The 20,159-nt window shown below is 67.6% G+C and carries 19 protein-coding genes; 6 read left to right on the top strand and 13 right to left on the bottom strand.

Going from position 1 to position 20,159, the window contains the following annotated elements; translation table 11 throughout:
* Positions 1-52 precede the first annotated feature (52 nt).
* From MUN78_RS11920 to MUN78_RS11860, 13 genes are all read right to left on the bottom strand, one after another.
* Positions 53-967 (bottom strand): SDR family NAD(P)-dependent oxidoreductase, encoded by a 915-nt coding sequence (locus MUN78_RS11920; protein ID WP_244726676.1) that lies wholly within the window; start codon positions 965-967, stop codon positions 53-55.
* Positions 964-1,299 carry a DUF2316 family protein gene (locus MUN78_RS11915; RefSeq protein WP_244726675.1) on the bottom strand — a complete coding sequence of 112 codons (336 nt, stop codon included), beginning with the start codon at positions 1,297-1,299 and terminating at the stop codon, positions 964-966. Before MUN78_RS11915 ends, MUN78_RS11920 begins: the two co-directional genes overlap by 4 nt.
* A gap of 2 nt (positions 1,300-1,301) precedes the next feature.
* Complete coding sequence (locus MUN78_RS11910) at positions 1,302-2,162, bottom strand: aldo/keto reductase (protein ID WP_244726673.1); 861 nt, start codon at positions 2,160-2,162, stop codon at positions 1,302-1,304.
* Positions 2,163-2,175: 13 nt separating this feature from the next.
* Positions 2,176-2,802 (bottom strand): NAD(P)-dependent oxidoreductase, encoded by a 627-nt coding sequence (locus MUN78_RS11905; RefSeq protein ID WP_244726671.1) that lies wholly within the window; start codon positions 2,800-2,802, stop codon positions 2,176-2,178.
* Positions 2,803-3,166: 364 nt separating this feature from the next.
* Positions 3,167-3,748 (bottom strand): TetR/AcrR family transcriptional regulator, encoded by a 582-nt coding sequence (locus tag MUN78_RS11900; protein WP_244726669.1) that lies wholly within the window; start codon positions 3,746-3,748, stop codon positions 3,167-3,169.
* Positions 3,749-3,834: 86 nt separating this feature from the next.
* Positions 3,835-5,151: an FAD-dependent oxidoreductase gene (locus MUN78_RS11895; protein ID WP_244726667.1), complete on the bottom strand. Its 1,317-nt coding sequence runs from the start codon at positions 5,149-5,151 to the stop codon at positions 3,835-3,837.
* Positions 5,152-5,177: 26 nt separating this feature from the next.
* Positions 5,178-5,930, bottom strand: coding sequence for a dienelactone hydrolase family protein (locus tag MUN78_RS11890; RefSeq protein ID WP_244726665.1), 753 nt, complete (start codon positions 5,928-5,930; stop codon positions 5,178-5,180).
* Between the two features lie 46 nt (positions 5,931-5,976).
* A complete protein-coding gene (locus tag MUN78_RS11885) occupies positions 5,977-7,065 on the bottom strand; it encodes an NAD(P)-dependent alcohol dehydrogenase (protein ID WP_244726663.1) in 1,089 nt (362 codons plus the stop codon).
* Positions 7,062-7,922: an SDR family NAD(P)-dependent oxidoreductase gene (locus MUN78_RS11880; RefSeq protein ID WP_244726661.1), complete on the bottom strand. Its 861-nt coding sequence runs from the start codon at positions 7,920-7,922 to the stop codon at positions 7,062-7,064. The genes MUN78_RS11885 and MUN78_RS11880 overlap by 4 nt, the downstream gene beginning before the upstream one ends.
* 33 nt (positions 7,923-7,955) lie before the next feature.
* Positions 7,956-8,654, bottom strand: coding sequence for an SIR2 family NAD-dependent protein deacylase (locus tag MUN78_RS11875; RefSeq protein ID WP_244726659.1), 699 nt, complete (start codon positions 8,652-8,654; stop codon positions 7,956-7,958).
* Between the two features lie 102 nt (positions 8,655-8,756).
* Positions 8,757-9,824 carry an ABC transporter permease gene (locus MUN78_RS11870; RefSeq protein WP_244726657.1) on the bottom strand — a complete coding sequence of 356 codons (1,068 nt, stop codon included), beginning with the start codon at positions 9,822-9,824 and terminating at the stop codon, positions 8,757-8,759.
* A gap of 416 nt (positions 9,825-10,240) precedes the next feature.
* On the bottom strand, positions 10,241-10,567 hold the full coding sequence (locus MUN78_RS11865) for an acyl-CoA-like ligand-binding transcription factor (RefSeq protein WP_244726655.1): 327 nt from the start codon (positions 10,565-10,567) through the stop codon (positions 10,241-10,243).
* A gap of 337 nt (positions 10,568-10,904) precedes the next feature.
* Entirely contained in the window at positions 10,905-11,642 is a 738-nt protein-coding gene (locus MUN78_RS11860; protein ID WP_244726654.1) for a siderophore-interacting protein, read from the bottom strand.
* Positions 11,643-12,219: 577 nt separating this feature from the next.
* On the opposite strand from MUN78_RS11860, the gene MUN78_RS11855 reads away from it, so the two are divergent.
* From MUN78_RS11855 to mobF, 6 genes are all read left to right on the top strand, one after another.
* Positions 12,220-12,804, top strand: a complete 585-nt coding sequence (locus tag MUN78_RS11855) for a TetR/AcrR family transcriptional regulator (RefSeq protein ID WP_244726652.1) — start codon at positions 12,220-12,222, stop codon at positions 12,802-12,804.
* Positions 12,805-12,905: 101 nt separating this feature from the next.
* Positions 12,906-13,553, top strand: a complete 648-nt coding sequence (locus MUN78_RS11850; protein WP_244726650.1) for an NAD(P)-dependent oxidoreductase — start codon at positions 12,906-12,908, stop codon at positions 13,551-13,553.
* A 2-nt stretch (positions 13,554-13,555) separates the two neighbouring features.
* Positions 13,556-14,359 (top strand): GTP pyrophosphokinase, encoded by an 804-nt coding sequence (locus MUN78_RS11845; RefSeq protein ID WP_429952180.1) that lies wholly within the window; start codon positions 13,556-13,558, stop codon positions 14,357-14,359.
* A gap of 2 nt (positions 14,360-14,361) precedes the next feature.
* Complete coding sequence (locus MUN78_RS11840; protein WP_244726648.1) at positions 14,362-15,081, top strand: ABC transporter ATP-binding protein; 720 nt, start codon at positions 14,362-14,364, stop codon at positions 15,079-15,081.
* Entirely contained in the window at positions 15,078-16,394 is a 1,317-nt protein-coding gene (locus MUN78_RS11835) for an ABC transporter permease (RefSeq protein ID WP_244726646.1), read from the top strand. Before MUN78_RS11840 ends, MUN78_RS11835 begins: the two co-directional genes overlap by 4 nt.
* A 105-nt stretch (positions 16,395-16,499) precedes the next feature.
* Positions 16,500-20,030 (top strand): MobF family relaxase, encoded by a 3,531-nt coding sequence (mobF, locus tag MUN78_RS11830; protein ID WP_244726645.1) that lies wholly within the window; start codon positions 16,500-16,502, stop codon positions 20,028-20,030.
* The last annotated feature ends 129 nt before the right edge of the window (positions 20,031-20,159 follow it).

The raw sequence follows: 20,159 nt of genomic DNA, 5'->3' as shown, positions 1-20,159 counted from the left end.
GAAGGATGCGCATGCGATCGTTTCCTGCATGTCGTCGCCCGACGGTATCGAGCTACACTCCAACCATCTCTGCGCTCTTCTCCCAGAGGCCGTCGCGCTGAGCATCGTCGAGCGCGAGCGCTGACGGCGAGGGATAGGTCAACTCGCCGCGGACGATGGAGGCGTACACCTTCCCAGGTGGTGGAGTCACCGTCCCGGTCGCTAGGCCTGCGAGGACTTCGCCTGCGCGCTCTGGCTTGCCGGCGCTGAACTCGGGTTTGAACCGACCGACGATGCTGAAAATCGGAACCACGAGCGCTGCGAAGATGCGCTGGGTGCGCGGGCTGCGTCCGCCGAGGTTGGTGCCGACAGTGAAGCCTGGGTTGAAAGCTATGACGGTGATGTTGCGCTTGGCCAGCTCGGGGGCGTCGGCGAAGGAGCGGGCGGTGAGTAGGTTGCACAGCTTGGAAGCTGCGTATGCGCGCATGCCCGAGCCGAACCCTCCGCCGGTGGGATGGGCCAGTGCAGCAGGATCGAGCGACTTCGGCCCGAGCGGTGTTACCGCGGGATCGTGGGTATCGCTCGTGGTCAGAATGAGACGGCCATTGTCGGCGACGCGGGGTGCGAGGAGCCTAGCGAGAAGGTAGTGAGCGAGATGGTTGACGCCGAAGGTGGTCTCGAATCCATCGGAGGTGCGGCCCTTCTGGTCGGAGGCTTGGGTGCCGGCGTTGAGGATTAGGGCGTCGATCGGTGCGTCATCCAGTTCCGCGACAACCGCATCGGCGAAGGCGCGGACACTATCGAGCGAGGCGAGGTCGAGGGCCAGCACCTCGACGCCGGCTGGCAATGTCCGCCCGGTGCCGCGGGCGCCGACGATCACTCTGGTGCCGGGCTGGCGGGCGAGGCGCTCGATGGCGGCGGCTCCGATGCCGTTGGTGGCCCCGGTCATCACGATCGTTCTGTAGGCGGACACCGCATGGTCGTTCATCGTGCTTCTCCTCGGGCGGCTACGGCGCTGAAGTCGTGCCGGGGTGGGATGGTCATCGTGAACCATTGACGTGCCTTGGCGCGGGATGCCTCGGTGAGGACGGTGTGCTCCGTCGGTTCGCCACCCGCGTCGATGACGGCCTGGTGCAGGTAGTCGCGGACCAGCCAGATGTGGGTCGGGTCGCCGCCGGCTGCCATGCGGATCGCCTTGTCGAGCTGGTCCGTGGTGATGCGCAGGTCGGCTGCTACCTCGTCGCGGGTGAGGCCGGATCGGTCGAGGTCGGACAGGAGCGTCTTGGTGACGGCTCGGCGTTGGAAGATATTCAGGGACATGGTCAGGCCAGCTCTGCGAGGTCGTCGTCGGACAGCACGATTGCGCCTGCGGCGATGTTCTCCTCGAGGTGTTCGACGGAACCGGTGCCGGGGATGAGGAGCGTCACCGGTGAGGCGGCGAGAAGCCAGGCCAGAGCGATCTGGTGGACGCTGGCCTCATGTCGGTCGGCGACGCGCTGGAGTGCGCCAGCACGCAGGTCGGTCATGCCGCCGCCGAGGGGGAAGAACGGCACGAATCCGATGCCCTGGTCCTGGCAGGCGGCGAGGAGCTCGGCGTCGTCGCGCTTGCCGGCGTGGAACTGGTTCTGCACGGCAGCGACGGGGGCGATGCGCTGTGCTTCGGCGAGGTGGTCGGTGTCGACGTTGCTCAGCCCGAGGTGGCGGATGAGGCCCTCCTCGCGCATCTGTGCGAGGACCTCGAACTGGACGGCGATGGACTGGCCGTGCGGGGGTTCCATCTGCCCGACGCGCAGGTAGACCAAGTCGAGGCGCTCCAGGCCCAGACCGGCGAGGTTGGCTTCGATCGCCGGACGGAGTGCGGCGGGGTCGTCGGTTTGCTCGATCCGACCGTCGGGATGCTCCCACGGGCCGACCTTGGTGGCGATGACGAGGTCGTCCGGGTAGGGCGCGAGTGCGTCGCGGATGAGCCCGTTGGCGGTGACGGTGCCGTCGTGGCTGCGGTAGATGGTGGCGGTGTCGATGTGATTGACGCCGAGCTCGAGTGCGCGCCGTAGCACGGCCTTGCCGGTCTCGGGGTCGCGGGCGGGGCCGGTGAAGCCGGTCGCGGATAGGCGCATCGCGCCGAATCCGATCCGGTTCACCGGCATGTCGCCGCCGAGGAGGAACGTGTTCGTGGTGGTCATCGTGGATCTCCTGTCAGTCGGTGAGGACGGCCTGGCGGCCGATCCAAACGGGGTCGTGGACGGCGAGGTGCATGAAGTGGCCGACATCGGCGCGGCTGATGGTCGGGGCGCCCTTCATCGGGACGTGGTCGTCGACGGTGTAGGTGCCCTTGGCGGGGCCATTGGTCAGCGTCGTGGGATAGACGATGGTGAGATCGAGTCCGGCCGCGCGAAGGGTCTCCTCGGAGACGGCCTTGTCGGCGTAGATGTTGCGCAGGAACGTCTTGTACATCGCTTTCTGCGTGGTGCTCGACTCCGCGAGCGTGTCGCCGACACCGAAGGACGACAGCCACACCAGGCGTCGCAGCCCGGTTTGCCGGGCCGCTTCGGTCACGGCGGCCGCGGCGCCGCTGAACAGTCCGTCCGCGCGCACCGAGGTACTGCGACCCAGTGCCGAGATCGCGGCATCCTGTCCCACCATCGCCTGAGCGACGTCCTTCGCAGAGGTGGCGTCCCCCTGCGTGATCGTGATCTGGCTGGCTAGGTCATGGAGTGCTTCGGGCCGGCGGGCCAGGGCGGTGACCTGGTCGCCGTGATCAAGCGCGCGCTGGACGACGTGCTGTCCGGTGGGGCCGGTGGCCCCGAGTACGAGGAGCTTCAATGGATCGCCTTCCCGCTTACCAACCGGACGATTGTCCGCTTGCTCTGAGCGTACCGGACGACTGTCCGTTTAGCAAGGTGGGGCCGAGGACCCGCCTTGCCTCTCGAGAGGGCGACATCGCTGACCGCGCAAAGGGGAGCGCGACTACTTGGCGGGGTGCGGCAGTGCTCAGTCAGCGTCGGCAGAGTTGGTCAGCGGTGAGATGTTCTTGTTGTGATGCAGCACATCGTGGGCCCCATGCCGTTTTGGCTGCTCGGAGCCCAAGATGTGGCTCTTGCGGCGAGATGACTCGCGGTCCAATCGACCTCTATGGCCAGGAGGCGGGGATCGACTTCGCGCTACTGACGATTGAGCGTCCGGCGAGTCACGAACCCGGGTCGGCCTGAGCGCTGAGTGCGATGACGATGAGATCCAGCAAGCGCTGAGCGCGCTGCTCGCCGTCGGCGTCGGATCGGATCTGCCACAACCCCGCGACCAGAGCTGTAAAGTCCTGGGCCGTGGCGTCAGGCCTGATGGTGCCCGCCTCCCGGTTGGCGGCGAGGAGCGTCTCGATGGTGTGGACAACGCGGGCGTAGCCGGGCCGGGCGGCCTTGGTCTCGGGGCTGATGGGCTCGTTGATCGCTCCGCCGAGGTCGGCCTTGGTTAGGGCGAAGCGGGCCAGGTGGGACATCCACTCCCTCAGGGCCCGCTGTGGCGTCTCCTGTTCGAGGAGCTGGTCGGCGCGGACGACGAGGTCGTCGACTTCACGCTCGTAGACGGCCCAGATGAGCGCTTCACGGTCGGGGAAGTGGCGGTATAGGGTCCCCTGTCCGACGCCGGCGCGCTTGCCGATCGCACTCAGGGAGGCGCCGCTGTCACGCGAGAGGGCTTCGACTGCCGCTTCGAGGATCCGCTCGCGGTTGCGTCGCGCATCCGCTCGCAACGGCGTTTCCTTCGGCTGGGTCATTCACGCTCCTTCAGTACTCCCCGGACAAGTGTCCGTTTCCTATGGTACTCGCGCTCCCGGCGACGGTAGGTCAGGGCACTGGCCGATTACTGCCTTTCCGGTCCGCCGCGGCGCGCTTCGCCGGAAGACATGGAGCTGCTGCCAGCAGGAGAGGGTGAGTCGTCGTAGACCGGTAGGGTCCAGGTTCCACGATCTCTGTTGCTGTCTCGACCAGTCGCCGTCGAGAAGCGTGCTCGGACCTTTGAGATTCCGAGCATGATCGTGCGTGCGCCTTGCCCGAGGGTGTGGAACAGGCGAATGCCCAGCCGGGTACTGGGGAGCAGGATCCGGTAGGAAGCGAAGCTGGCGGGCTCTTTGGACTTGATGAACGGGCGCATCGCTGCCTCGTACCGGGCGAATGCCACCGAGGGGTTGTCCGGGGTTCGCGCCAGCTCGTGGGTCATGATGTAGGAGCCGACGATGCTCGAGGTCACGCCCCACCCCGCCGGGGGGAGGCCGTGTGCGGCGTCGCCGAGGAGGACAACGCGGCCCTGGTGCCAGCGGTCGGCGACGATCTGGACGACTTCGTGGCAGTAGAAGTTGTCGCTGGTCTCCAGGGCGTGGAGGAAGCGATCGGCCTGCCAGCCGGCCCCGCGCAGCTTGCCGGCCCAGAACCGCTTCTGCTCGTCGACCGGCTTGCGGTGGATGGCCCTGGTTTCGGGGGAGTCGTCGCGGAGGAAGAAGTAGATCTGGGTCTCGTCAGCGCTGTGGCTGCGGCGGATGAGCAAGCGTCCGCCGGGGGCGTTGTACATCGTGGCGATGTCGGTGTCGGTGTTGTCGCGGGGCACGATCCAGTAGGCCACGTGGACGCCGGAGCGTCGGTATGGGTCCGGAGCGCCTGCGGGCAGGATGGCTTTGCGGATGCGCGACCCCTGGCCGTCGGCGCCGACGAGCAGGTCGAAGTCTTCGGTGGTGCCATCGGCGAAGTGGGCCGTGACCTTCTCATCGTCCTGCTCGTACCGCTCGAGTTTCGCGTCGAACCGGAACTCGGCCCGGTCCTTCGCGGCGTCGTGGAGCAGGCGCAGCATGTCTCCACGCATGATCTCGTACTCGGCGGTGATGGACTCGGTGCCGGTGCCAGAGGTGTTGGCCATCATGCGTGACTTCACGGCGCCGTGCTCATCGATCATCTCGAAGCCGATTTCGTGGACCTGTCTGGCCTCGACCGCGTCGAGGAGACCCATGCGTTCGACGATCTCGACGCCCGGGGTGCGGAGGTCGACTTGCGCGCCGGAGTCGCGCAAGGCCGCGCCGCGTTCGGCGATGACGACCTGGTGGCCGTGGCGGCCGAGCCAGTAGGCGGCAGAGAGTCCGGCGAAGCCGGCGCCGACGACGAGGATTTTCTTCTGGGGGGCGTTCTGCATCTCTTTCTTGCTCCTCTTTTCGGGGTTCAGGCTCGCGGCGTCGGCTCGGAGAGCACGGCCAGGGTGCGGGGCCAGGCCTGGGCGCGGGCAGCGGCGTCAGCGTCGGTTTCACCTTGGCCGAAGCCGTGTCCGATGCCGGGGTAGTACTCGTAGGCCGTCGGCGCGCTACGCTCGCGCAGCTGGGTGATGAGGGCGTCGTAGACGTCCTGCGGGGTGAAATCGTTCTCGGGGTGGCAGATCTGTACCGGCCCGCGGACTGCCGAGGCTCCGGCGATAACGTCCATGGTCTCGCCAGGGAAGTCCGCGCCGCTGAAGCGCATGGGCCCGAACTCGACGACCTGGTCACCCCAGATGGTGGGGTTGTAGGCGGCGACCGCGCCGATGCGTGAGTCGAGGCCTGCGTGCAGGAGCGCGACGCGGCCTCCGAAGCACCACCCCCATGCACTGAATGAGGTCAGACCGAGTTCGTCTTCCATGTAGTCGAGCACCTTCGTCACAGAGGTGATGATGTCCTCGTCCTGGAAACTCTTGGACAGCTCCAGCGCGGCGGGTCGGCCGCCGGCGGGAGGGTTGCCGTCGTAGGGGTCCCAGACCACGGCGGTCAGGCCTTCCTCTGCCAGGGTCGCGGCCTGGGCGCGCATGTGCTCGTCGAGACCGGCGATCGTCGGATAGAGCAGCACGCCGGTGGCCGATCCGCCGGACGGGCGGGCGACGTGGATGGCCAGCTCGTCGATTCGGGCGTCGGATGCTGTGATGCTCTGCTCGGTGGTGTCTGTCATGGTCGGGTGTTCCTTTCGAGGGAGGAGGCTGCTCGCGGGGCCCGGGTCAGGGGATGAGGATCGCCTTGGCGGTCGTGCCTGCCCGGGTGTCGGCAAGCGCCCGGTCGATGTCGGCCAGCGGGTAGCGGGTGATGACGGCGTCGAGGTCGATTAGGCCGCTGCGGTAGAGGTCGATGAGTCGGGGGATGAACACGTGGGGCATCTGGTCGCCGACGAGCACGTTCACCACGGACTTGCCGGTGGCCACCGGTGACTGGGCGGCCTTGGAGAATCCACCGGCGGCCAGGGCGATGCGGCCGTCGGCCTTGAGGACGGTGACGTCGGCGAGGACCGCATCCGGAGCACCACTGGCGTCGAATGCGACATCGGCCGGACCGCCCAGGGCCTCGTGGATGGCGGCGGCGAGGTCCTCTCTCGCGCCGTCGACGGTGTGGGTCGCGCCGACGCGGGAGGCGAGGTCGCGGCGGGACGGGAGCATGTCGACGGCGACGATCCGGGTCGCGCCGGCGGCGCGGGCGGCCATCACGGCGGCCAGGCCCACGGAGCCGGCCCCGGAGATGACGACGTGGTCGCCTGCGGTGACGCGCAGCGCGTTCAGGATGCTGCCGGCGCCGGTCTGCAGGGCGCAGCCGAGGCCGGCGACGATCACGGGGTCGAGGTCGTCGGGGACGACGATGACGCTGCTGGCGGGCACGAGGACGTGGCTGGCGAAGGCGGACTGGCCCATGAACCGGCCGCTGACCGGAGCCCCGTCTTCGGTGTGCAGCAGGTGAGAGCCGTCTGCGCGGACGCCGGAGAAGTTCAGCTCCCGCATGCTCGCGCACCGGGTGGGGCGGCCCTGCAGGCAGGCCGCGCAGTGGCCGCACCAGGCGAAGGAGGTGGCGACGTGGTCGCCGACCTTGACGTCGGTGACGTGGTCGCCGACGCGCTCGACGACGCCGGCGCCTTCGTGTCCGAGGACCGCGGGCCATTCGAGCATCGGGTGGTCGAGGGCGGCGATGTCGGAGTGGCACAGCCCGGTCGCGCCGATCCTCACGACGACTTCGTCGGGTCTCGGGTCGTCCAGGTCCAGGTTCTCGATCGTGAACGGGGACTGCGCTCCTCGGGATACGGCGGCGGTGATGGTGGTGGTCATGGCTTTCCTCCTGTGCTCGGCTCCAGCTCGGTCAGCTGGACGCTCTTGTCCCACAGCCGTCTCCACTGCTGCGGGTCGTTTACCTGGTCCCCACGCATGCTCGTCTCCTTGCCTCCTGAGAACATGCGTCCGCTCACGCCGTCGACCGACGGGTCGCTGGCGAGGAGGATCGAGGTCCTCGCGGCCTTCTCCGGCGATCCGGAGATCAGGCGCATCGCGGTACGGGAGAGCCACGACTGGTCGTCCATGATCGACGTGCGCGCCACACCCGGGTAGAGGGCGTTGGCGGTGACTCCGGTGCCTTCGAGGTGTCGGGCGAGCTCGCGGGTGAACATGACCACCGCGAGCTTGGAGATGCCCAGGGCGGTGAACGGGGTGTACTTGCGCCGCTCCATGGCGAGATCGTCGAGATCGACGACCGCGCGGGGGATGAGCGCCCCGACCGAGACGATCCGCGCCGGCGCAGAGGCGATCAGCCGCTCCAGCAGCAGGTTGGTCAGCAGGAAGTGGGATAGGTAGTTCGTGGCGAACATCTTCTCCACCCCATCGTCGGTGAGCTGCCGTTCGGGCAGCATGATCCCGGCGTTGTTGATCAGGACATGGATCCGTGGGTGCGCGTCGAGGATCTCGTGCGCTGCATTTCGGACGGAGTCGAGGTCAGCAAGATCGACCTGGACCATCGAGCCGCGATCGTTGCCGGTCGTCGCCGCGATACGGGCCAGGGCCTCCTTGCCGCGGTCCCGGCTGCGGCCCAGCAGGACGACCTCGGCTCCCTGGCCGGCCAGCGCGGTTGCGGTGGCCAGCCCGATCCCGGCGGTGCCGCCGGTGATGACGCAGGTCTTGGCGTCCATGTTCATGGCTTCTCTCCTTCGGTCGTGTCCCAGGGGCTCTCAGAGCGTGGCGAAGACGTCGTCGGCACGGGCGCGGATGGACACCGACGCCCGCTGGTCGAACGGGGTTGGCTTGGGGTTGACCTGGATGATCGTGGCGGACGCGCTGATACGGCCGAGGTAGCCGCCGTACATGCCCTTCGAACCCACGGTCAGAATGAGGTCGGCCTCCGAGACCCACTGCTCGGCTTCCTGGTACGCGGTGTCGTTGACACCGACGCGGGTATAGACCGGGAAGGAGACCATGACCCCACCGCAGTCGCGGCACCGCGGCGCCCGCCCCCGGTCCCAGATCCGCACATCGTCTTCGTGCCTCTTGCAGGACACGCACCGGTTGATTGCGTAGCTGCCCTGGATCTCCGCGACGCTCTGCGATCCGGCCAGGGAGTGCAGATGGTCGATGTTCGTGGTGACCATGCCGCGGATCAGCCCACGTTCTTCGAGTTCGGCGATCTTGCGGTGGGCGGTGCTCGGTCCGGTGACGAACATCGGATCGAGAAACGATGCCCGCAACATCCGGTAACTGCGCTCGGGGTGCAGCCGCACCAGCGGCTCGAGGCTGGTCTGCATGACCCGGGCGACGTTCATGTGTTCCATGTCCTTGATGCCCGAGCCCATCGAGATCCCCGCACCGGTGACGACGACGGTGGAACTGCTCGCCTTCAGCGCGTCGTGTAGCTGGATGATCTGCTCGTCCATGGTGGTGCTCCTCCTCGAATCCCGTGGTGGAAACCTCCCGGCCAACCGGACACCTCTCCGATTTACAGATTAGTGGACGGGTGTCCGGTTAGCAAGGGAGGGTCACGCGCCGACCAGCTGCTCCTGCGCGGGAGTCGTCTCGGCCTCGGGCTGGGTCTTGGGTCGACGCACGGCCCGTCCGATGAGGGTCAGGATCAGGCCGCCTGCGACCCAGCCGGCCAGGACGATCCAAGGGAAGCTCATGTCTGCGTTGGGGAAGTAGGAGAGTTCTCGAATCAGGGTGGCCGAGGCTCCCGGCGGGAACCACTGTCCGACCTGCCCCCATGCGCCGGGCAGGAACTGCGCGGGCAGAGCGGAGCCGGAGATCGGGTTGGCAAAGAGCATCATCGTGGCCAGACCTACAAAGGTCCCGGACTGGCCGAGCAGGGCGACGAGCCCGACGATGGGGGCAGCGATCGCGGCAACGGCGAGAGAGAACGCACCGACATTGACCAGGTAGTCGCCCTGGATGGAGCCGAACCACAGCTGCAAGATGCTGGCGAGCACCACGCCGCCGACGATCGCGTAGACCCCGACGGCGAGGACGCGCCGCGAGGTGCCCTTGATCAGCGTCGTGATGAGCACCCCGCCGAGGATGCCTCCGAAGAGCATCGGGAAGAACGCCGAGGACAGCAGGCTGCCGTTGGGGTCGCCCTCCGACAGTGGTGCGACATCGGTGACGGTCAGTGATACCTCCGGTGCGTCGACACCGGCGGCCTCGGTGGTCGCCTGCGCCTGGGCGGTCAGCGCGGTCTGTAGCGGCTCCTCGAGCTGGGTGATGACCTGGTTGATGGTGCCGTTCGCCGAGGCGGTGAGGAGCTCGGGCTGCTCACCAAGGATAATCGCGCCGAAATAGTCGCGCTTTTCGATGCCCTCCACGGCCGCGGTTCGGTCGTCGATGACGGTGATGTCGTACACCCCGTCGCTGTTCTCTTCGAGCTGGTCGGCGATCGCGGTGGCGGCCTGCTCGGGCCCGACGACGGCGATCGCGACATCCTTCGGCTCGGCGGTCACGGCCGGCCAGGAAAAGGCCAGCACGATGATCGCGATGATGCCGGTCAAGGCCGCGGCGATGATTGAGGTGCGCAGGATCGGTGTGCGCTCTACCGCGGGTGCGGTGGTGTCAGACATGGCGTTCCTTCCAATAAAAACGAAGTCTCGTTCTTTATAGTACGCGGAGTCGGGCGGAAGGTCACCTCTGGCTACGAGGTCTCGCTCACACCGTCGGAGTTGTCGCGCGGTTCAACTCGCGGCGTGTGTTGGGGAGGAAGTTCTGCAGTGCTCTCTTGGGTGCGCTGCTCGCCGAGCTGTCTTCCGACCGTCTCGAGTCAGGGACGCGGTATGTGGGGTCCGTGCCCATTCCAACGCCTTCGACTTCACGCTGTCTGCGTCGATCGGATCGCAAGCTCATCCTTCCGGCGGCGCAGACAGCGCCGCGTCCACGGCATGCAGGTTGCCGACAGCATGTAGGTGACTGCCTCTGGCGGGTGATTGCGTCGCGCGGGTAGGTGGCCTCCAGCTGCGAGAGTGCGAAGGGGTTCGCCTTCTCAGCAGGGGTCGTTGAGAGCGTCCATCTCCTGCCCCAGGAGGTCCGCCATGGGTGCTGCGCCGTCGCTCTCTATCCAAGCGTCAGTGGCGGCGTCGAGGCATGAGACTGCGGAGACGACGAGGGCGCTAGCTCGAAACCTGTTGCTGAGCTGATCGCCGCCGAGGCGACGTGTGACCTCAGGTGTCAGCAGTCTCTGCCGACCCTGCATCTTCTCCCAGCGGCGGGTGATCAAGGCACGAGCATTGCTGAGCAGTTGCATCTGACTCAGCGATCGCTCCGAGTTGCCATCCTCTGGTTCGGTCACGATCGGCACAACGCCTGCCATGGCGACTCGTCCTGGGGCCGGCAAGAGCGTCGGCGACGCGGATCGACTCTAAGAATGGCAGGACTGGGCCGAAGTATCCGCCGACGCAGAGTCCGGCCAGTCGCCCGGGCCTGGTGCTTCGTCGGCCGTTTGGGAGTAGAGGAGTGGGCCGAACACGGCAGCTGCCGACGGGGATCGTTAATGCCCGGACCGGACGCGGTCGGCTAAGCACCCACCGACGCAGTCACCGTCCGCCTGAGGGCATTGGTGGCGAGAATATCTGCAAAGCACAATTAGCGCAGTATCCCGAATGGCCTCGGAAAAGTCAGGGAAGTCTCCGTTGCAGTCAGCGCCCGTCTCACTCCGTGGGAGGGGCGACGTGCGGGGCGTGGTACTCGGCCTCGCCGCGCTTCCAATAGCCCTTCACGACGAACCGGTCCGAGTCGATCCTCCACCGGTTGGCGAGGAGTGCGCGGGCTGGACGGACGATGGACTGCTCGGCCGCGACGAACCCGAACACGTCGCCCTCGGGTCGCTCATCGGCGGTGACCGCATCGAGCCGGGCCTCGAGGGCAGAGCCGGCAGGTGCCTCGCCACGGTGGACGTACTGGACCGGCGCGACCGTGTCGATCGTGACCTCGTGGGCGGCGTCGGGGACCTCGATGAGGACGGTGGCCGGGGCGCCTTCGGCGATGAGCGCGGCGTACCGGCGGATCTGCGGGATCGCCGTCTCGTCGCCCGCAAGCAACCATCCGTCGGGCTGGCCTTGGACCTGCAGCGAACCCCGCGGGCCGCCGAGGACAGCCGGCGTGCCCAGGGAGGCCTCCGCGGCCCACCGGGCCGCGAGACTCTCCTGGCCGTGTACGGCGAACTCCAGATCCAGCCAGCCACCGTGGTCCGTCGAGCCCCAGTACAGCGGGGTGTATTCGCGGCTGGGAAGCGAACGCATCACATCGAAGGACTCGACGCGCTCCTGGCCCGGGAAGATCCGCAGGTGATCATCCTGCCCGGGGAGGGAAAAGTCCAGCAAGTCCTCACCCTCAAGACGGATGCGCACGTAGTCCTCGGCCAGCCACTCGCGGGCGGCGAGCTTCACTGACCGGATTTTGAGGTCGACGGGGTGACGTACTAGTTCGAAAGCGCGCGGCGAGGCGGTCACGGGCGGTGGTCCTTTCATCGGCGGGTTCCAGGAGGAAGAGTGCCGAGGCCATGCGTGCCCGGATCTGATCAAGTCTGCAGCACGCCCGCCCATGAGTACTGACGGCGTCATCGCTGCGCCAGGCCTCATCCCTGGCAGTGCCGTCGGGTCTTGACCACACGCGGTGCCGCTGCAGCCATCCGATCTGGTTGGCATCTTCTCTTCCTGGTAGCATACCGGACAGATGTCCGTTTATGCAATGGGCTCCTCGGGCGGGCGCCAGCCAGGCGCGACGCGGCGTGCGGGGGTGTGCCGCCTCGCTCATCTGGGCACCGCAGGCGGGGGGCAGTGTTCTATCGACGGATGGGGCGGGAGGGTGTCCCCGGAATGCCTCCTTGCGGTGGCGCATTTACCAACGCGTTCGCTCCTCCTCGAGCGCACCCGGAGCCGGACGGGCCCGTTGCGGAGTGGCCCTCAGCGTGTGCGGTGCACCACAAGAAAAACGAAGGCTCGTTCTTTATGGTATGATCGGGCCATGCCCAAAGTCAGCGAAGCCCATCGAGCCGCCCGCCGCGGCGAGATCCTCGACGCCGCGCAGCGCGTGTTCGCCGCCCACGGCTACCGGGGGTCGTCGATCACCCAGATCATCAAAGAGTCCGGCCTGTCAGCCGGAGCGATCTACAGCTACTACTCCGGCAAGGAAGAGCTCTTCCATGCCGTGGTCAAGCGCACGTTCGCGACCCGAACGACGGCAATCACGCAGGCCAGCCCGGACACACCACGTCCGCCTGGGGAGCTGCTGAGCTCGGTGATCACCGACCTGGGCGAAGAGATCCACACCATCGCCCCACAAGTCTGGGCCGAGGCGGCCGTGGAGCCCGAGGCGCGCGCCGCCGTAGCGGGGGTGTTCGCCAGCCTCGGCGACCTGCTGCGCGCCGAGCTGACCGAGTGGGGAACCTCTCATCCCGAGCGTGCGGGAGACGACCCCGGCACCTGGGCTTCTCGACTAGCCCCGGTGCTGGTCGCGGTCATTCCCGGATTCATCTTGCAACGGCTGACGATGCCCGACTTCGACGAGCGGGCCTTCCTCGACGCTCTCGCGCAGACCCTCGACCCCTGAGCGCCTCGACGCCTGGAACGTGCCGAATAGATGGACCGCCACGCAGAACAACCAGATCGGCCCGCTATGCAGCTGGCCGACATAGCAGAAGGAGTACGGATATGAAGATCGCACTGTTGGGTGCCACCGGACGGACCGGCACCGAGCTCATGAGCCAGGCGCTGGACGCCGGCCACGAGGTCGTGGCGTACGTGCGCCGACCCGACGCCCTCACCTCACGCGAGGGGCTCAGCATCGTCGGAGGACAGCTTGATGACCGTGAGGCGTTGACTCGCGCGTTGGATGGGTGTGACGCCGTCGCGGTGGCGTTGGGGCCGAAGATCAGTCAGCACAACGCACCGATCATGGCCACCGCCGTCCCGCCTGTGATCGCCGCCGCGAAGGCCAACGGCGTCAAGCGTGTCGTGGTGCTCTCGGCGCTGGGAGTGGGCGACACCTTCGCCAACACTCGCTACCCGTACCGGTTCGGGTGCCGGACCTTCCTCGCCGCGAACTTCCGCGACCATGTTGCCGGTGAGTCTCAGCTCGCCGGCAGCGGTCTGGACTGGACCACTGTGCACCCCGGTCCGCTGTCTGACGCGCCGCGCACCGCGAGGCCGCTGATCGTCGACGCTAAGAGCGGGACGAAGATGCCGCGCGCGCCCCGCACGCGCCGCTCCGACGTGGCCGCGGCGATGCTGGCGATGATCGAGGATCCCGCCACTATCGGAAAGCAGATGCTCCTCACCTCCGCAGTCCAGGTCGCCTGATCGTGAACGCAGAGGCGGGCGCGGGGCCCGTCGCGAACGAGGCGACGCCAATGCCGGACGGGCCCGAGTTGCCGGGCGCTGACATGGTGGCGGCGGCACGGCAGCTGCGCCGCGAGTTCGAGCTGATCCAAATGGAGAGTGAGTTCGCAGTAGAAGAGGTCCTCACCAAGATCTCCATCCTCCGCCAAGAATTCGTGCGACTTCGCCGCTACAACCCCATCGAGCACGTGAACTCGCGGGTGAAGACTCCGGCGAGCACGCTGCACAAGGCGATCCGGCTCGGCGTCGACCCGACCCCAGCGAGTATCCGGGAAGGTGTCAAAGACATCGCCGGCGTGAGGATCACGTGCAGTTTCATCGCTGACACCTACCGCGTCCTCGACGCCCTCACCGCGCAGGCCGACGTTCGAGTGCTCTCGGTCAAGGACTACATCAAGGCACCCAAGCCCAATGGCTACAAGAGCCTGCACGCGCTGGTCGAGATCCCCGTTTTCCTGTCGACTGGGCCGGTACATGTACCGGTCGAAGTGCAGGTCCGCACCATCGCGATGGACTTCTGGGCAAGCTTGGAGCACAAGATTCACTACAAGTACGAGGGCGAGGTCCCGCCACGCCTCGTTGAACGCCTGACCGCGGCAGCGAAGGCGTCCGAGCGGCTCGACGAGCAGATGGAAGGCCTGTACGCCGAGGTGCGCGAGGCCCGGGAGCCGACGACGGACGAGGACGAGGAAGGCCTGGACGACCAAATGTTGATGCGGCTGTGGAACAGCACCCGCGACGGGCACGCCATGCACCGGGAGGAATAGGCATGACCGAGAGGACCGCGCTCATCGAAGTCCGGGGCCTGACGAAGAGCTACGGCACCGGCCAGAACCGATTTCGGGCCCTGACGGACGTCGCCTTCGACGTTCAGGAGGGCGAAAGCGTTGCGATCGTCGGAAAGTCCGGTTCGGGCAAGTCGACCCTCATGCACATCCTCGCCCTACTGGACACCCCCGACACCGGCAGTCTCGCCCTCGCCGGTGTCGAGACGTCCTCGCTGAAGGGCCGCAGGTTGGGCCGAACCCGCAACGCCACCTTTGGCTTCGTGTTCCAGCAGTTCTTCCTCACCGCCAACCAGACGGTGCTGGAGAACGTGATCCTGCCGCTCAAGATCGCCGGAGTCGGCCGATCCGAACGCCGCCGTCGAGGGATGTCGGTACTGGAGCAGCTCGACCTCGCCGACAAAGCAAAGAACAAAGCGACCGCCCTCTCCGGAGGCCAGAAGCAGCGCGCCGTGATCGCCCGCGCTCTGATCAACAACCCGCGTGTCATCTTCGCCGACGAGCCCACCGGTAACCTCGACACAGCCACGGGCGCGATTGTCGAGGACATCCTGTTCGGGCTCAACCGAGACCAAGGAATCACGTTGATCGTCGTCACCCACGACGACGAGCTCGCCGCGCGCTGCGACCGCCGCATCCAAATCAGCGACGGCCGAATCGTCTCCGACGACGCCGTCGCATTCGCCGAAGGGAGCCGGCGATGAGAGCCCTCGACATCATCGGCACCGCCATGACGAACACCCTGCGGTCGAAGACCCGAACGCTGCTGACGGTCCTGGCGATCTTCGTCGGCGCCTTCACCCTGACACTGACCAGCGGACTCGGCACCGGTATCAACCGATACATCGACGACACCGTTGCAGGCATCGGGGCGAGCGACGTCATGACAGTGACCAAGGACTCCGGCGCGCAGACCGACGGAGGCTTCGGCAGCTCAGACGGGCCGGTCGAGTACGACCCCGACGCCGTCCCCGCCGGGCAAGGCCAGGCGGCCCCGGGCATGTCTTCGACTACGACTGCGCTCACTCCCGAGGATCTCGACGAGCTCGCCCGCGTTCCTGGCGTGCTGCGCGTCGAACCGACCCGCTCGATCACCGTCGACTATGCCCAGCACAGCGACGGCGTCCGGTACACCGTGTCCGTCGGGAGCCTCGTGCCTGGCCAGACCGTCCAGCTTGCCGCCGGCGAAGTGCCCGACGACTCCGAGGACCTCGAGGTCGTCATACCCATCGACTACGTCGACGCCTTCGGCTTCGCCTCAGTTGAGGACGCGCTCGGCCAGGACCTGACCATCGCCCTCAGCGACGGCGTACGCACCCAGCACACCGTCACCGCGACCGTCACCGGAGTAGCCGAGGAAGCGCTGGCAGGCGCGGGATCCAGCCTGATCCCGAACGACGCGCTAACCGAGGAGCTGTGGGACCTACAGAACACCGGTGTGCCCGAAGACCAGCAGTATCGGTACGCCAGCGCCAGCGCCTGGTACGACCCCGACGCGAGTGAGGAAGATGTGGAGGCCCTGAAGTCCGCGCTCGACGAGGCCGGATTCACGGGAACGACCGTCGCCGATCAGCTCGGCGCATTCCGGACCGTCATCGATGCCATCGTCCTCGTACTCAACGCCTTTGCCGCGATCGCGCTGCTCGCGGCTAGCTTCGGCATCGTCAACACCCTGTACATGTCCGTGCAGGAGCGCACCCGCGACATCGGGCTGATGAAGGCGATGGGATTGGGCTCCGGCCGGGTGTTTGCTCTGTTCAGCCTCGAGGCCGTGTTCATCGGACTGCTCGGCAGTCTCATAGGCGCGGGCGCGGCGATCGCGATCGGCACCGCTATCAGCGAAGCCCTCTCCACGAGTCTGTTCTCCGATCTTCCCGGCCTGACCGTGATCGCCTTCGACCCTCTGACCGTCGGAGGCATGGCGATCGTTGTGATGGGCATCGCCTTCCTCGCCGGGACGCTGCCCGCAGCCCGCGCTGCCCGGAAGGACCCCGTCGTCGCACTGCGCTACGAGTGACTTGCCCCGGGCGCACCGCGCCCGGCAGGACAAGAGTCTCAGGACTCGTGCAGCAGCGCAGTGACTAGCTAGTGGTGGCACCTTCAGTTGGCGTACCTGGCCTGTGTGACGATCTCGATTCGGGTGATGACGGCCGGGCAGGGGTATCGGTACTTGCTGAACAGCGTGGTCGTCGGTGATGGTGACCGGGACGCGGCGACCGCGCTGACGCGCTACTACGAGCAGTCCGGGACCCCGCCGGGCCGCTGGCACGGGTCGGGACTGGCCGGTCTCGAGCAGCCTGTCGCTCCTGGCTCTCAGGTGTCCGAGGAACAGCTCCGACGGCTCTTGGGCCATGGGCATGATCCGGTGACGGATACGCCCCTGGGCCGCCCGTTCCGTACGTTCGTCCCGGAGAAAGAGCGGGTCCAGGCCCGCGTCGATCAGCTCCCCAACTCGCTGACCGGTGATGAGCGGGCAGCGGAGACGGCGCGGATCGAGGCGGAGGAGGCCGCGAAGCCGGTCGCGGCCCCGGTGGCGGGGTTCGATCTGACCTTCTCCGTGCCGAAGTCGGTCTCGACGCTCTGGGCGGTCTCGGATGCGGGCACGCAGGCGCTGATCGCGGAGGCGCATCATGCGGCGATGAACGACGTCATCGACCTGATCGAACGCGATGTCGCGATGACCCGCGTTGGCGCGGCTGGCCCCCGCGGTGCGGTAGCCCAGGTGGAGATCCGTGGTCTGCTGGCCACCGCTTACGATCACTACGACAGCCGCTCGTCCGATCCGCAGTTGCACACGCATCTGGTGGTTGCGAACCGTGTCCAGGCTGTCCGCGATGGGAAGTGGAGGACGCTGGATTCTCGCGCCCTGCACAACGCGGTCACGGGGCTGTCGGAGCACTACAACGCCGTCCTGTCCGATCACCTCGCCCGCGCGCTGGAGGCGAAGTGGGAAGCCCGGGAGCGAGGACCCGGCAGGTCCACGGCGTGGGAGATCGCCGACGTCCCGCAGGAGCTGATGGACGAGTTCTCCTCCCGCACCCGCGACATCGAAGACGCCAAGAACCGCCTGGTGGATGAGTATGTCGCCAAGCATGGCCGTAAGCCGTCGTCGAAGGTGCTGTGGCAGATCCGCCAGCAAGCCACCCTGGAGACCCGCCCTGAGAAGGAGCACCACTCCCTGGCCGACCTCACGACCAGGTGGCGGGAACGCGCCGAAGCGACACTGGACGCCGACCCGTTGGCGTGGGCGCGAGAGATGCTCGCGGGTGCGGAGTCGGAGCCGCTGCTTCGGGCCGATGACCTCCCGTCCGACACGATCACGGAGCTCGCCGACATCGTGGTCGCGACGGTCGCGGACCGCCGGTCGACGTGGCGGCGGTGGAACCTCCACGCTGAGGCGGTCCGGCAGTCGATGCCGTGGCGTTTCGCCTCGGCGGAGGACCGTGACGCCATCGTTGGGATGATCACCGATGCCGCCGAACAGGCCTCCCTCGCCCTCACTCCGCCCGAGCTGGCTTCGACGCCGGAGAGGTTTCTGCGCTCGGATGGGTCGAGTGCGTTCCGGCCCCGGCATGCGACCGTGTACTCCTCGACGGACCTGCTCGCTGCGGAGGACCGGCTCCTGGCCGCCTCCCGCGACCGCGACGCCCCCACCGTCACGCTGCAGGCACTCGAGCACGCGGCCCGCACCCCAGCGAGCCGGGGTGAGCCGGTGCTGTCGATCGATCAGGAGCAGGCGATCAGCCAGATCGGGGTCTCCGGCCGCGTCCTCGACGTCCTGGTCGGACCCGCCGGGTCGGGGAAGACCTCCACCATGAAGGCCCTGCGCCGCGCCTGGGAGACCGAACACGGGCTTGGCAGCGTGGTCGGGCTCGCGCCGTCGGCCGTCGCTGCAGCTGTCCTGGGGGAAGACCTCGGCATCCAGACGGAGAACACGGCGAAGTGGCTGTTCGAGCACCGCCGCGGCGCCTGGGACCTGCAGGCCGGGCAGCTGCTCATCGTCGACGAGGCGTCCCTGGCCGGGACTCTCGCTCTGGACCAGCTCACCGCCCACGCCAGGCAGGTCGGGGCGAAGATCCTCCTGGTCGGTGACCCGCACCAGCTCTCGGCCGTGGACGCTGGTGGGGCGTTCGGGCTGATCGTCCGCGACCGCCCAGACGTGGCGCGCCTGGCCGAGCTGCACCGCTTCCGCCACGCCTGGGAGAAGCGCACTTCCCTCGCCCTGCGCCTCGGGGACGCGGAGGCGATCGATGAGTACATCAACCGGGACCGGGTGCATGACGGCGACTACGACGACATCCTCGAGGAGGCCTACCAGGCGTGGCGCGCCGACCAGCAGGCAGGCAAGGCATCGCAGTTGATCGCGGAGACCATCGACACCGTCTCCGCCCTGAATGCCCGCGCCCGCCTCGACCGCATCGCGACCGGCGAGGTCGTCGACGAGCCCGGGGTGACCCTGCATGACGGGAACCACGCCTCCCGCGGGGACGTGGTCGTCACCCGACGCAACGAGCGGCGACTCGCGCTCGGCCGAGGCTGGGTGAAAAACGGCGACCGGTGGATCGTCACAGGCACCCGCGAGGACGGCTCGGTCGCCGTCCGACGGGAGAATTCGAGATGGCGCACCACGATCACGCTGCCGGCCTCCTATGTCGCTGACGAGCTCGAGCTCGCCTACGCCGTCACGGCCCATCGCGCGCAGGGGTCGACCGTGGACACGGCGCATGCGATCGTGCATTCCCCTGAGATGACCCGGGAGAGCCTGTACGTGTCGATGACCCGCGGCCGGGAAGCCAACCACGTCTACGTCGCCACCGACCAGGCGCACCTCGAGCAGCACCAGTTCCGCGACGATCTGGAGATGAGCGGGCGGTCGGTGCTGTACGGGATCGTGCAGCACACCGGCGTTGAGGTCTCCGCGCACGAGATGATCGAGCAGGAACACGAGGACGCTTCCTCGATCGCGCAGCTCGCCGCCGAGTACGAGACCATCGCGGTCGAAGCCCAAGCCAACCGATGGCTCACCGTCCTCACCCACGCCGGCCTCACCGGCGAGCAGCTAACGGAAGTCGCGGATGCGGACTCCTTCGGCGTCCTCTCGGCCGAACTACGCCGCCTGGAGGCCTCTGGTCACAGGGTCGAGCAGCTCCTGACCGCGGTCGTCCGGGCCGGGAGACTGGAGAACGTCGAGGACATCGGCTCCCTGCTCCGCCACCGCGTCACCCGCCTCGCCGACCGCTACCAGCCGTCCCCGCCGCCGCGGCCCGGGCTCATTGCCGGCCTCATCCCACGCGCACAAGGAGCAATGAACCAAGACGACCAGGCGGGATTGTCCGAGCGCGAGGCCCTGATCGAGCAGCGCGCCCAAGCCGCCCTCGACCGCGCCCGCGACCAGCACGAGCCCTGGCTGACCGGACTGCCGGAGCCGGAGAGTGTGCAGCAGCAGGCGTCGCTGCGGGTGATCGCGGCCTACCGTGACCGGTGGCGCATCACCGGCACCGACCCGCTCGGCCCCGACCCAGACAACGACGCCCAGTGCCTGGACTACCGGCGCGCTAGCGCGCACCTCGAGATCCTCTGCACCGCCACCGACGACCCCACCGGGCACACGCCGGCCGCGCCGAACACGGGCAGGGACGCACCGCAACGCTGACCGAGAATGAACCCGCCGAGGTCCCCGCGAGGGGGGTGGTGGTTGTCGGCTCACGGTCGTATCCTTGGTGGCGAGCAGGAACACAGATGTCCGACCCAGCGAATCGCAACCTGGGCGGAAGACCCTCTC

The organism is Leucobacter allii (assembly GCF_022919155.1).
In the GTDB taxonomy this organism is placed as follows: Bacteria; Actinomycetota; Actinomycetes; order Actinomycetales; family Microbacteriaceae; genus Leucobacter; species Leucobacter allii.
The sequence above is the reverse complement of the archived record's forward strand: the minus strand, read 5'-3'. Positions and strand labels throughout refer to the sequence as shown.